We start from the raw sequence: 12,950 nt of genomic DNA on the forward strand, positions 1-12,950 counted from the left end.
CCCGCCCCACCGACCCCGCCTGCCCGGTACTCTGTACCGGCCAGGTGGGTTGCCCGAGCGGCCTAAGGGAACGGTCTTGAAAACCGTCGTGGCGCGAGTCACCGTGGGTTCAAATCCCACACCCACCGCAGTTGAACGGCCCCTGACCGGTATTCCGGTCAGGGGCCGCTCGCGTATCCGGTCCGGGGTGGTTGGTTCATCCGAGTGGTGTTTGTCGGAAGATCGGCGTGCGTCGTGGGAGCGGTGCAGTTGCGGATACATCATGACGAATGTATTCAGATCCGCCCGTCGGAACATCGCGAAACGAGGCATTCGTCATGGCTCAGCGCACCACGCTCACCTCGATCTGGACCTCTGTCCTCGCGGCAGTCATGGCTCTGCTCGCCGCTCTCGGTCTCGGTGGGAAGGCCGCTCCTGCCGCCGCCTCCGTCGGTGCCTCCGCCGTCCCGGCCCCTGCGGCCTCCGTGCGCCGGCCGGCCTTCGCGCCCCGGCGGACCTGGCGGGCGATGATGCGGGGCGGTTCGCTCCCGCCGACCATCAAGCAGCGGATCCGCGCCGAGGCGCACGGCAAGAGCCCGTCCGTCCGCCGGTCGACCACCGCCGCGGCCATGGGTGCCGGACCGCGAACCGCCGTACGGGAGCCGGCCCCGGTCGGAGCCACCGCCGCAGTCGCCGCCGGCGCCGCGCGGAACGGGCTCGCGCTCGCCGCGTGAGGAGCCCCGGAGTGGGCCACGGGTGGATTGCCCCGGCGGACGCCGGGGGCGTGCAGGGGGCGTGAAGCTTGGTACTGCAGGGCCGCAGGCCCGGGAGACGGTGGGGTTCCCGGACGGCGCGGCCCTTTTCGGCATGTCCGGAGGTGCCGATCTGGCGGAACGCTTCATCCCTTGTGGGGCGCGGGTTTCAGCTGGTTCGGGGGTGCTGAGCTGGGGCTTCGGGGGCGCGAATGAGGTTTATCCGATGTTGGTCATACTTGCGGGGGAATCGGGGACTCCGGGGTGGTTCGCCGGGGATTCGGTGGGCAACTCTGGTCTCGCGACGTCGTCACCACACGGAACGACCGAGGCGGTCGGCCAACTGCCTTGGAGCAAGTCCCACTTCGGTTTTCTGGAGGATAAAGACATGGCAAGCATCCGTACCGCCCGCGTCATCGCCGCCGTCGCCGCACTCCCCCTGGCCGTCGCGCTCTTCGGCGGAGTTGCCTCGGCAGACAACGGCTCCTTCGCGAACGACGGATCGAATGCGAGCGTCGCCAGCATCATCGGCAGTGGTGTGGGCGGGAACAATCACGGCAACTCGTCCACCTCGCAGCAGGTGGCCACCGGCTCCGGCGCGTCCAACCAGAACAACACCGCTCAGGTGAACGGCTCGGCCTTCACCGCGATCGACCAGGACAACTCGAGCGTCGCGGTCAACTTCTACCCCTGGTGGTAAGCGCGGCCTGAGCCGCCCGAACTGTTGAGGGCGCCTGTGCGACCGGACCGGCTGGGGTCCGGTAGCGCAGGCGCCCTCGCGCATGCCGGCACCACCCTGTGCCCGGCCGAGCCCTTCCCGACCTTGACACCGCCGGTGAATCTGACGGACAGTCAGGTTTACTCGATGATGTGATGCCGGGAGGCCAGCGCCGTGCACCTCGCCCCGACCGAAGGCCAGTTGCGGCTCCGCGCCGAACTGCGGGAGTACTTCCAGGAACTGCTGCCGGACGGCGTCCCCGAGGACCCGGTCCGCCAGCGCGAACTAATGCGCCGCATAGGCGCCGACGGACTCCTCGGCCTCGGCTGGCCCGTTGAGTACGGCGGCCAGGGCCGCGGTCCCGACGAGCAGTTCGTCTTCTTCGACGAGGCCTACCGGGCCGGCGCCCCCGTCTCGATGGTCACGCTCAACACGGTGGGCCCGACCCTGATGAAGTACGGGACCCAGGAGCAGAAGGACTACTTCCTGCCCCGGATCCTCAAGGGTGAGATCGTTTTCGCCATCGGTTACTCGGAACCCGAGGCCGGCACCGACCTCGCCTCGCTGCGCACCCGCGCCGTCCGCGAGGGCGGGAGCACCGGCGACTGGGTGATCGACGGGCAGAAGATCTTCACCTCCAACGCCCAGAACGCGGACTGGATCTGGCTCGCCTGCCGCACCGACCCGGAGGCCCCCAAGCACAAGGGCATATCGATCATCCTGGTCCCCACCGACGCCCCGGGCTTCTCCTGGACCCCGATCGACACCGTCGGCGGCCTCACCACGACAGCGACGTATTACGACTCCATCCGCGTGCCCGCCGGCAACCTCGTCGGCCCCGAGCACGGCGGCTGGGGGCTGATCACCAACCAGCTCAACCACGAGCGCGTGGCCCTCGCCGCCATCGGAATGCAGGCCGAGGACTTCTACGAAGCCGCCCTCGCCCACGCCCGCACCCCCGACCCGGACACCGGCGAGCGCCCCGCCGACCTGCCCTGGGTGCAGTCCCGGCTCGCCGAGGCGCATGCACGGCTGGCCGCCGTACGCCTCCTCAACTGGCGCCTCGTCCAGGACGTGGGCGGCGGCACCCTGGCGCCCGGCGACGCCAGCGGCGTGAAGTTCCTCGGCACCGAATCCACCGTCGAGGTGTACCGGATGTGCCAGGAGGTGGTCGGCGAGCAGGCCCTGATCCGAGGGACGGGGGCCGAAGCCTTCGAGGGCGGCGAACTGGAGCGGATGAACCGGGCCGCGCAGATCAACACCTTCGGTGGCGGGGTCAGCGAGGTCCAGAGGGAGATCGTCGCCATGATGCGGCTCGGCATGAAGGGAAGGAAGCGATGACGGCAGACGCGGCCGGGGCCACCCGGCAGGCGGCCGAGGCGCCCGAGGCAACCGGGCCCGACGATGCGGCCGGGTTCCACGCACTCCTGACGGCCTTCGAGGGCCGGCCGGCCGCGACCGCCGGCCGGGGAAAGGACGCAGTCAACGAGCCGATGATCCGCCACTGGTGCGAGGCGATGGGCGATGCCAACCCCGCCTACACCGGGCCGGACGCCATCGCCCCGCCCACCATGCTCCAGGCCTGGACGATGGGCGGACTCTCCGGCCACACGGACCGCTCCTCCGCCTACGACGAGCTCTTCGCGCTCCTCGACGGCGCGGGCTTCACCTCCGTCGTCGCCACCGACTGCGAGCAGGAGTACCTGCGCCCGCTGCGCCCCGGCGACGCGGTCACCTTCGACGCCGTCATCGAGTCCGTGTCGCCCCGCAAGACGACCAAGCTGGGCACCGGCCACTTCGTGACCACGCGCATGGACGTCCGGGTCGACGGTGAGATCGCCGGGACCCACCGCTTCCGGATCCTCAAGTTCACCCCCGCAGCCAAGGGGGAGAAGAAGCCCGCGGCCCGGCGCCCCCGCCCGGTGGTCAACCGCGACAACCACGGCTTCTGGGACGGTGTGCGCGACCACAAGCTGCTGATCCAGCGCTGCACCGCCTGCGCCACCCTCCGCTTCCCGTGGCTCCCCGGCTGCAACGCCTGCGGCTCCCCCGACTGGGACACCGTAGAGGCGTCCGGAGCGGGCACGGTTTTCAGCTACGTCGTCATGCACCACCCACCCTTCCCGGCCTTCGACCCTCCCTACGCCGTCGCGCTCGTCGAGCTCGCCGAAGGCGTCCGCATGATCAGCAACATCACCGGCGTCCCGTTCGACAAGGTGCGCATCGGCCTGCCCGTCCAGCTGGAGTTCCTGTGTGTCGACGACGAACTCGAACTCCCCGTCTTCCGCGGGAGTGCGGCCTGATGGACTTCCACCCCACCGAGGAACAGGCCGCCGCGGCCGGTCTCGCCGCCCAGATCTTCCGCGACCTCGCCACCCACGAACGCCTCGGCGCCGCGGGCACCGGCAGTGACGCCGAGCTCTGGAAGGCCCTCGCCGCCTCCGGGCTGATCGCCGCCGTCCCGGACATCGGCCTGCTCGGCCTGGTCCTGCTGCTGGAGGAACAGGGCCGTGCCACAGCCCAGGTCCCCTACGCCGCCACCTGCGCGTACGGGATGCTGCCGATTGCCGCGCACGGCACATCCGACCAGCGCGCCCGCCTGCTGCCCGCCCTGGGTACGGGCGAGGCCGTCGCCACCGGAGCCTTCCCGGCCCGCGGCCGCCGGATCACCGCCTCACCGGACGGCCGGCTCACCGGCACCGCCCCCGCCGTGCCCTGGCTGCGCGAGGCCACCCATGTACTGGTCCCGGACGCGGACCGGGCCCTGTGGCTCGTACGGACCGACGCACCCGGCGTACTGACCTCCCCGGTGGAGACCACCGCACCCTGGTCGGCAGGTCGGCTGACCCTGGCCGGCGCCGAGGCGGAGCGCGTCGGAGCGGGCCCGGAGGCGTACGAGGACACGCTCGCCGCCGCCCGCACGGCCTTCGCCGGGCTGCAGGCGGGCGTCTGCGCCGGCTCGCTCGCGCGGGCTGTGGAGTACACCTCCACCCGTGAGCAGTTCGGCCGCCCCCTCTCGACCAACCAGGGCGTCATGCTCCGCGCGGCGGACGCGTACATGGACACCGAGGCGATCCGGGTCACGACCTACGAGGCGGCCTGGCGCATCGACGAGGGGCTCCCGGCGCGCGAGCACGCGCTGACGGCCGCCTGGTGGGCCTCGGAGGCGGGCAAACGGGTCGTACACGCGGGCCAGCACCTGCACGGAGGTATGGGCGCCGATCTCGATCACCCCGTCCACCGGCACTTCCTGTGGGGGCGCCAGCTGGACGCGTACCTGGGCTGCGGCAGCGAGCTGTTGGCCGAACTGGGCGCCGTACTGGCGCAGGAGGGCTGAGGCATGGTCGGCGCGCTGAGAGTCGGCGGGGAACTGCCGCCGCTGGAGATCCCGGTCACCCGCACCCTGATCGTCGCGGGCGCGATCGCCTCCCGCGACTACCAGGACGTGCACCACGATGCCTCGCTCGCGAGCGAGAAGGGCTCCCCGGACATCTTCATGAACATCCTGACCACGAACGGTCTGGTCGGCCGCTACATCACCGACCACCTCGGGCCCGACGCCGTTCTGCGCAAGGTGGCCATCCGTCTCGGTGCCCCCAACTATCCGGGCGACACCATGACCCTCACCGGTACCGTCACCGCCCTGGACGGGGACACCGCCGAGATCCGCGTCGTCGGCGCCAACGGCATCGGCCACCACGTCACCGGCACGGTCACGGTGACCCTGGCCCAGGGAGGCGCGGCATGAGCGTCCACCACCGGGACGAACTCGGCGGTCGCGCCGCCATCGTCGGTATCGGCGCGACCGAGTTCTCCAAGGACTCGGGCCGCAGCGAGCTCAAGCTCGCCGTGGAGGCCGTCCACGCGGCCCTCGACGACGCCGGGCTCACCCCCGCCGACGTCGACGGCATGGTCACCTTCACGATGGACACCAGCCCCGAGATCACCGTCGCCCAGGCCGCCGGCATCGGGGACCTGTCCTTCTTCTCCCGGATCCACTACGGCGGCGGCGCGGCCTGCGCCACCGTCCAGCAGGCCGCCCTCGCCGTCGCCACCGGGGTCGCCGAGGTCGTGGTCTGCTACCGCGCCTTCAACGAGCGCTCCGGGCGCCGCTTCGGCTCCGGCGTGCAGCAGCGAGAGCCCTCGGCGGAGGGGGCGGCGCTCGGCTGGTCGCTGCCCTGGGGGCTGCTGACACCCGCCTCCTGGGTGGCCATGGCCGCCCAGCGCTACCTGCACACCTACAACCTCACCCCCGAGGCCTTCGGGCACGTCGCGGTCACGGACCGCCGACACGCCGCGAACAACCCCGCCGCGTACTTCCACGGCAAGCCCGTCACCCTCGCCGACCACGCCGCCTCGCGCTGGATCGTGGAGCCTCTGCGGCTGCTCGACTGCTGCCAGGAGACCGACGGAGGCCAGGCCCTCGTCGTCACCACGACCGAGCGGGCGCGCGACCTGCGGCACTCGCCCGCCGTGATCACCGCGGCCGCCCAGGGCGCCGGCCGCCGCCAGGAAGGCATGACCTCCTTCTACCGTGACGACCTCACCGGGCTGCCGGAGATGGACGTGGTCGCCCGCCAGCTGTGGCGGACCAGCGGGCTGCGGCCCTCCGACATCGACGTCGGCATCCTCTACGACCACTTCACCCCCTTCGTCCTCATGCAGCTGGAGGAGTTCGGATTCTGCGAGCCGGGCGAGGCCGCCGATTTCGTGGCCGCCGACGCGCTGCCGCTCAACACCCACGGCGGCCAGCTCGGGGAGGCGTACCTGCACGGGATGAACGGCATCGCCGAGGCCGTCCGCCAGCTGCGCGGCACTTCCGTCAACCAAGCCGCAGGGGCAGAGCACGTACTGGTCACCGCAGGCACCGGGGTGCCGACGTCCGGGCTGATCCTCGGAGCCGACCACTGAGATCCACATGAGATCCATCTGCCGCCGGTGCTCCCTCTCCTCCACCTTCAGGAGGTGGAGCACCTGCCGGCCCTACAACCTGAGGTGGACCCCCCTTCGGCACTTGCGGCCGATCCCAGGGCGTTCGCGCGCTCCTAGCGTGGAGCCATGACCACGCCTGTGTGCACACTCGCCTCGAATCCGACGCCGTACCCGTCGTTCTCGGCGTACGTCCGGACCCGGGGCACGGTCCTGATGCGCACCGCGCGCTCCCTCACCGCCAACCCCTGCGATGCCGAGGACCTCCTCCAGACGGCCCTGGCCAAGACGTACGTGGCCTGGGACCGCATCGAGGACCATCGCGCCCTGGACGGCTACGTGCGGCGGGCCCTGGTCAACACCCGCACCTCCCAGTGGCGCAAGCGCAAGGTCGACGAGTTCGCCTGCGACGAGCTCCCGGAGCCTGAAGAGGCCCCCGCAGCGGACCCGGCCGAGGCGCAGGCCCTGCGGGACGCGATGTGGCGCGCGGTCACCCGGCTGCCCGACCGGCAGCGGGCCATGGTCGTCCTGCGCTACTACGAGGACCTCAGCGAGGTGCAGACCGCCGAACTGCTGGGGGTCTCGGTCGGCACGGTCAAGAGCGCCGTCTCCCGCGCACTGGTCAAACTCCGTGAGGACCCGGAGCTCACTCCGGTCAGGTGAGCCTGAGCCGGTGGATGTTTCACGTGAAACACCGCTCCGCACTTCACCGCGAGGGATGTTTCACGTGAAACACGGCCCGGTTTCTACCCTCGGGTAGTGACATGCCGAGCGGTACGTGCGCAGAATCGCAGCATCCGTAGCCGCCGCAGCGCCGCAGCGCTCACCGGGAGGACGCTTTGCTGAGCACCATGCAGGACGTACCACTCCTCGTCACCCGCATACTCCAGCACGGGATGACGATCCACGGGAAGTCCCAGGTCACGACCTGGACCGGGGAGGCTGAGCCGCATCGCCGCAGCTTCGCCGAGATCGGTACCCGCGCCACCCGCCTCGCGAACGCCCTGCGCGATGAGCTCGGGGTGCAGCAGGACGACCGTGTCGCCACCCTCATGTGGAACAACTCCGAGCACGTCGAGGCGTACTTCGCGATCCCCTCCATGGGCGCGGTCCTGCACACCCTCAACCTGCGGCTCCCTCCCGAGCAGCTGGTCTTCATCGTTAACCACGCCGCCGACCGCGTCGTCCTGGTCAACGGCACCCTGCTGCCGCTGCTCGCGCCGCTGCTGCCGCACCTGCCGACCATCGAGCACGTCGTGGTCTCCGGCATCGGCGACCGCTCCGCACTCGAAGGCCTCGACGTGCGTGTGCACGAGTACGAGGAACTCCTCGCGGGCCGTCCCGACAGCTACGACTGGCCCGAGCTGGACGAGCGCCAGGCCGCGGCCATGTGCTACACCTCCGGCACCACCGGGGACCCCAAGGGCGTCGTCTACTCGCACCGCTCGATCTACCTGCACTCGATGCAGGTCAACATGACGGAGTCGATGGGGCTGACCGACAAGGACACCAGCCTCGTCGTGGTGCCCCAGTTCCACGTGAACGCCTGGGGCCTTCCGCACGCCACCTTCATGACCGGCATCAACATGCTGATGCCGGACCGCTTCCTGCAGCCCGCCCCGCTCGCCGAGATGATCGAGCGGGAGAAGCCCACGCACGCCGCTGCCGTTCCCACCATCTGGCAGGGGCTGCTGGCCGAGGTCACGGCCAATCCGCGCGACCTCACGTCGATGAAGCAGGTCACCATCGGCGGAGCGGCCTGCCCGCCGTCCCTGATGGAGGCCTACGACAAGCTCGGCGTCCGCCTCTGCCACGCCTGGGGCATGACCGAGACCTCCCCGCTGGGCACCATGGCGCACCCGCCGGCCGGCCTGAGCGCCGAGGAGGAGTGGCCCTACCGGATCACCCAGGGCCGTTTCCCGGCGGGCGTCGAGGCCCGCCTGATCGGCCCGGGTGGCGACGTCCTGCCCTGGGACGGGGAGTCGGCGGGCGAGCTGGAGGTACGCGGCAACTGGATCGCGGATTCCTACTACGGCGGCGCGTCCGGCGAACCCTTCCGGCCCGAGGACAAGTTCAGCGCCGACGGCTGGCTCAAGACCGGCGATGTCGGCGTCATCACCTCCGAGGGCTTCCTCACGCTCACCGACCGCGCCAAGGACGTCATCAAGTCGGGCGGTGAGTGGATCTCCAGTGTGGAGCTGGAGAACGCGCTGATGGCGCACCCCGAGGTCGCCGAGGCCGCGGTCGTCGCCGTCCCCGACGAGAAGTGGGGCGAGCGCCCGCTGGCCACCGTCGTCCTCAAGGAGGGCGCGAGCGTCGACTACACGGGACTGCGCGCCTTCCTCGGCCAGTCCATCGCCAAATGGCAGCTGCCGGAGCGCTGGACGATCATCGAAGCCGTCCCGAAGACCAGCGTCGGCAAGTTCGACAAGAAGGTGATCCGCAAGCAGTACGCGGACGGCGCGCTGGACGTCACGAAGCTGGACTGACCTGCTCTCAGCCCTTGGTGAGCCATGGCCGCAGCAGCTTGCTGACGGCGGGCATGGCCACATAGGTCATCAGGGTGCTGAAGACGACGGCGAAGGCGGCCGTCCGCAGCACGAAGGGAAGGTCCACCAGGTACGGCCCGAGCACCGCGTTGCCGGCGAGCGAGATCGGGAAGATGGCCAGGCCCGAGCTGATCGCCATCTTCCACCTCGGCGGCGCGGGCCGGGTCGTACCCGGCTTGGCGAACCACGTCTCCATGCCGTGCAGTTCCCGGCGGGCTATCTCCGTGTGGTGGTGGCCGAGGCAGTTGGAGAACCACTGCGCCCGCTCCGCGGAGTCCTGCCAGCGCTGGAAGGCCGCCTGGTTGCGGAAACGGTGGACCAGGAACCACGGCCCTCCTTCGGCCGCCGGGCGGAAGAGCCCGTAGCCGAGGTGGTCGGGAAAACTCGCGGCCGTCTCCAGGATCCCGTGGGCCCAGGCCTCGAAGGTTTCCTCGTGCCCCGGTTCGACCTGCCGTGCGATGAGCAGGTTCACCTCCCCGTTGTCGGCGGGGACGGTGTGCTCGCTCGTGTCGATGATGGCCATCGGGCCAGGATTACTAGTTGGTGCCGATCTTGGCCAGCAGGTCCACGATGCGGCCCTGGACGTCGGCGGTCGTGGCCCGCTCCGCGAGGAAGAGCACGCTCTCACCGGAGGCCAGCCGGGGGAGGTCGGCCGGGGCGATGCCGCTGGTTGTGTAGACGACCAGCGGGGTGCGGTTCAGCTGCCCGTTGGCGCGCAGCCAGTCCACGATCCCGGCCCGTCGGCGCCGGACCTGCATCAGGTCCATGACGACCAGGTTGGGCCGCACCCGCGTCGCCAGTTCCACGGCGTCGGTGTCGGCGCCCGCGCGGGCGACCTGCATCCCGCGCCGCTCCAGGGCGGCGGTCAGCGCGGTCGCGATCTCGTCGTGCTCCTCGATCAGCAGCACCCGGGAGGGGTGCTGCTCGCTGTCGCGCGGCGCGAGCGCCTTCAGCAGGACGGCCGGATCGGCGCCGTACCCGGCCTCGCGCGTGGCGTGCCCCAGCCCGGCCGTGACCAGTACGGGCACCTCGGCGGCCACCGCGGCCTGGCGCAGGGACTGCAGGGCGGTCCGGGTGATCGGACCGGTCAGCGGGTCCACGAACAGTGCGGCGGGGAACGCGGCGATCTGCGCGTCCACCTCCTCGCGGGAGTGCACGATCACCGGGCGGTAGCCGCGGTCGCTGAGCGCCTGCTGCGTCTGTACGTCGGGCGCGGGCCACACCAGCAGCCGGCGCGGGTTGTCCAAGGGCTCCGGAGGCAGCTCGTCGTCGACGGGCCGCGGCACGGGACGGTTGACGACCTCCACGGCGCCGCCCGGACCGTCCAGCGGCTCGGGACCCTCGTCGGCGCCCGCCTCGGGGGCTCCTATGGCGAAGGCCCGCCCCTGGGGCGCGGGCTCGGAGAGCCGCCGACGGCGGCCGGAGCCCGAGCCGGCGGGGTCCACGGAGATGCCCTGACCGAGGGTGCCGAGGGCGCGCACGCTGATCGGCTGCGCGGCCTGGCCCTCGGCCGGGGTGTCCTGCGGCTGCCTGGCCCCGGGAAGGGCGACCTGGCCGGAAGCCCGGTCGTCCTCGGGAGCGGTACGGGCCGCGGGCACGGGCCAAGCCGGGGTCGCCGGCAGGGCACGCCGCCGACCGGTGGGCTGCACGGGCTCTGCGGGCTCCTCCGCGCCCCCGGCCGACGGCAGGGCGGGCGCCTCGCCCCCGGTTGCGGGCGCGCCCAGCACCCGGCGCCCGCGCCGCCCGGCCTGGGCGTCGGCATCGGCCTCGGCGGGAGTGGGGGCCGAGCCTGCCATCGCGGGGGTCTGCGGAGCAGCCGGAGCCGGGATCGGCCCGGCGGGCAGCGCGAAGCCGCCCTCGGGCGCGATGGGCCGCGGGGCAGCCGGGATGGGCACTGGCGTCGGCCCGAGTCCGGTCGCCGGGACGGGACCACCGGACTGAGCGGGACCGGTGGGGCCTGAAGGACCGGCCGGACCCAGGGCCCGCCGCCGCCCGGCGGGATGCTCCGTCACCGGAACCGAGGGCACCGCGGGCACGGGCGGCAGCGCGGGCATGGCGGTGCCCTGCGGGGGTACCGGCCGGCCGGGACCGTCCTGGCCCCCGCTCGCGCCGCTGCCGCCGGGCCCACCGGTCGCGTCGGACTCACCGCTGCCGTCGCCGGCCCGGCCGCGCCTGCGCCCGGTGCCCAGTCCTGCCGGATTCACCGGGGACTGCGCGAGCTCCAGGCCCGCGTCGGGGGCACCGGCCTCACCCGCCCGCCGCCGCCCGGACGGCAGCGCCAACGCGCCCCCGCCCTGGGCGGCGTCGCGTCCCGAGTCCTCGTCGTCCAGGAAGGCGTCCACACCGCGTCGGCCCCGGCGCCCGCCGGAGACCTTGCCCGGGGCCGCGCCGCCGGACGTCCCTGTGGCATCCCCGGCCGGACCGGTAGGGGGCTCCTCCGCCGGCTCCGGCAGGGTCACCGTCCCGGCTCCCGCGCCCAGCGGCAGCTCCAGCACGTACGCCCCGCCGGGCGCGCCCGGCACCTCCACGGTCTGGAGCACACCCCCGTGCGCGGCCACGATCCCCCGCACGATGGGCTCGTGCACCGGGTTGCCACCCTCGTACGGCCCGCGCACCTCGATCCGTACGACGTCACCGCGCTGTGCGGCCGCCACCACGATCGTCGAGTCGCTGTACCCGCTGCCCTGGCGGGTCTTGCCGGTGGCGTCCACTCCGGCGACGTCCGCGACCAGGTGCGCGAGCGCGGTCGAGATCCGCTCCGCGTCCACTTCGGCCTCGATCGTGGGCGCGTGGACGGCGAACTGCGCGCGGCCCGGTCCGATCAGCTCGACCGCTCCGTCGACCCCGGCCGCGACGACGCCGTTGATCAGGACCTTCTTCTTGCCGAGCCGTTCGGTGCCGGAATCCAGGCGCTGGAAGCCGAGTACGTTGTCCACCAGCGTGGTCATCCGGGAGTACCCGGCGGCCAGGTGGTGCAGCAGCTGGTTGGCCTCGGGCCACAGCTGCCCCGCGTCATCGGCGGCCAGCGTCGCAAGCTCCCCGCGCAGCTCGTCCAGCGGCCCGCGCAGCGACTCGCCCAGGACGGCCAGCAGCTGTGCGTGGCGCGCGGCGAGGGCGTCGTAGGGCCGCCGGTCGGTGAAGGTCATGACGGCGCCGACGAGCTGCTCCCCGTCCCGTACGGGAGAGGTGGTCAGGTCGACGGAGACCGGCTGCCCGGCCTTGTTCCACAGCACCTGCCCGCGCACGCGGTGCTTGCGTCCGCTGCGCAGGGTGTCGGCGAGCGGGGACTCGTCGAAGGGGAAGGAGGAGCCGTCGGCGCGCGAGTGCAGGACCAGCCCGTGCAGTTCGCGGTTGCCGAGGTCGGTGGCGCGGTAGCCGAGGATCTGCGCGGCGGCCGGATTGACCAGCACCACCCGTCCCTCGGTGTCGGTGCCGACGACGCCCTCGGCCGCGGCCCGCAGGATCATCTCGGTCTGCCGCTGGGAGCGGGCCAGCTCGGCCTCGGTGTCCACGGTTTGCGAGAGGTCCCGTACGACGAGCATCAGCAGCTCGTCACCGGTGTAGGCGGGTTGCGGCTCGCGGTAGGCGTCGCGCCCGTCGAGGTGGGCGCTGGTGACCTCGACGGGGAACTCGCTGCCGTCGGTGCGGCGCGCGATCATCCTTTTGGGCTTGGACCGGCCGCCTTCGTCCTCGCCGGGCCGGCGCATGGAGCCGGGGATCAGCTTGGAGTCGAACTCGGGCAGAAGGTCGAGCACACCCCGGCCGACGAGGCCGGTGCCCGGGCTTTCCATGACCTCGAGAGCGATCGAATTGGCGTTGACGACAGTGCCGTTGGCGTTGACGAGCAACAGCGCGTCGGGAAGAGCGTCGAGTATTGCTGCGAGGCGAGCAGCGCCTCGGGATGGCCTGCTGCTCACGACGAGCTTCCTCCCTGACCACAACTACCGGCATGTCACGGGAGGAGTCTAAGGCCACAGCCTCCCGGCGGGGTGGCCGATGTGGGGTGGATACCGCCCGTTCCGC

The 12,950-nt window shown here is 71.9% G+C and carries 11 protein-coding genes and 1 tRNA gene; 10 read left to right on the forward strand and 2 right to left on the reverse strand.

From position 1 onward, the window contains the following. Window positions 1-43 precede the first annotated feature (43 nt). The 10 genes from ACGFYU_RS14660 to ACGFYU_RS14705 all read left to right on the forward strand — a co-directional run bounded on the left by ACGFYU_RS14660 (window position 44) and on the right by ACGFYU_RS14705 (window position 8,867). Window positions 44-128, forward strand: a tRNA-Ser gene (locus ACGFYU_RS14660). 189 nt (window positions 129-317) lie between these two features. Then, window positions 318-713, forward strand: a complete 396-nt coding sequence (locus ACGFYU_RS14665; protein WP_393827649.1) for a DUF6344 domain-containing protein — start codon at window positions 318-320, stop codon at window positions 711-713. Window positions 714-1,119: 406 nt separating this feature from the next. Continuing rightward, a complete protein-coding gene (locus ACGFYU_RS14670) occupies window positions 1,120-1,431 on the forward strand; it encodes a hypothetical protein (RefSeq protein WP_393827650.1) in 312 nt (103 codons plus the stop codon). Between the two features lie 192 nt (window positions 1,432-1,623). After that, the gene (locus tag ACGFYU_RS14675) at window positions 1,624-2,790 is read left to right on the forward strand and encodes an acyl-CoA dehydrogenase family protein (protein ID WP_393827651.1); all 1,167 of its coding nucleotides are present in this window, start codon (window positions 1,624-1,626) and stop codon (window positions 2,788-2,790) included. After that, window positions 2,787-3,752, forward strand: a complete 966-nt coding sequence (locus ACGFYU_RS14680) for a bifunctional MaoC family dehydratase N-terminal/OB-fold nucleic acid binding domain-containing protein (protein ID WP_393827652.1) — start codon at window positions 2,787-2,789, stop codon at window positions 3,750-3,752. The genes ACGFYU_RS14675 and ACGFYU_RS14680 overlap by 4 nt, the downstream gene beginning before the upstream one ends. Then, a complete protein-coding gene (locus tag ACGFYU_RS14685; RefSeq protein ID WP_393827653.1) occupies window positions 3,752-4,786 on the forward strand; it encodes an acyl-CoA dehydrogenase family protein in 1,035 nt (344 codons plus the stop codon). The genes ACGFYU_RS14680 and ACGFYU_RS14685 overlap by 1 nt, the downstream gene beginning before the upstream one ends. Before the next feature lie 15 nt (window positions 4,787-4,801). After that, the gene (locus ACGFYU_RS14690; RefSeq protein ID WP_393827775.1) at window positions 4,802-5,197 is read left to right on the forward strand and encodes a MaoC family dehydratase; all 396 of its coding nucleotides are present in this window, start codon (window positions 4,802-4,804) and stop codon (window positions 5,195-5,197) included. Beyond that, window positions 5,194-6,360, forward strand: coding sequence for a lipid-transfer protein (locus tag ACGFYU_RS14695; protein ID WP_393827654.1), 1,167 nt, complete (start codon window positions 5,194-5,196; stop codon window positions 6,358-6,360). The genes ACGFYU_RS14690 and ACGFYU_RS14695 overlap by 4 nt, the downstream gene beginning before the upstream one ends. Window positions 6,361-6,507: 147 nt before the next feature. Further along, complete coding sequence (locus tag ACGFYU_RS14700; RefSeq protein WP_393827655.1) at window positions 6,508-7,041, forward strand: SigE family RNA polymerase sigma factor; 534 nt, start codon at window positions 6,508-6,510, stop codon at window positions 7,039-7,041. A 176-nt stretch (window positions 7,042-7,217) separates the two neighbouring features. Further along, window positions 7,218-8,867 carry a long-chain fatty acid--CoA ligase gene (locus tag ACGFYU_RS14705; RefSeq protein ID WP_393827656.1) on the forward strand — a complete coding sequence of 550 codons (1,650 nt, stop codon included), beginning with the start codon at window positions 7,218-7,220 and terminating at the stop codon, window positions 8,865-8,867. A gap of 7 nt (window positions 8,868-8,874) precedes the next feature. Here the strand turns inward: ACGFYU_RS14705 and ACGFYU_RS14710 are convergent, their stop codons facing one another. Further along, window positions 8,875-9,450, reverse strand: coding sequence for an antibiotic biosynthesis monooxygenase (locus ACGFYU_RS14710; RefSeq protein ID WP_393827657.1), 576 nt, complete (start codon window positions 9,448-9,450; stop codon window positions 8,875-8,877). A 13-nt stretch (window positions 9,451-9,463) separates the two neighbouring features. Next, window positions 9,464-12,844 carry a PAS domain-containing protein gene (locus ACGFYU_RS14715; protein WP_393827658.1) on the reverse strand — a complete coding sequence of 1,127 codons (3,381 nt, stop codon included), beginning with the start codon at window positions 12,842-12,844 and terminating at the stop codon, window positions 9,464-9,466. Window positions 12,845-12,950: the final 106 nt, after the last annotated feature.

This window comes from Streptomyces sp. NPDC048337 (assembly GCF_043201175.1).
Taxonomy (GTDB): domain Bacteria; phylum Actinomycetota; class Actinomycetes; order Streptomycetales; family Streptomycetaceae; genus Streptomyces.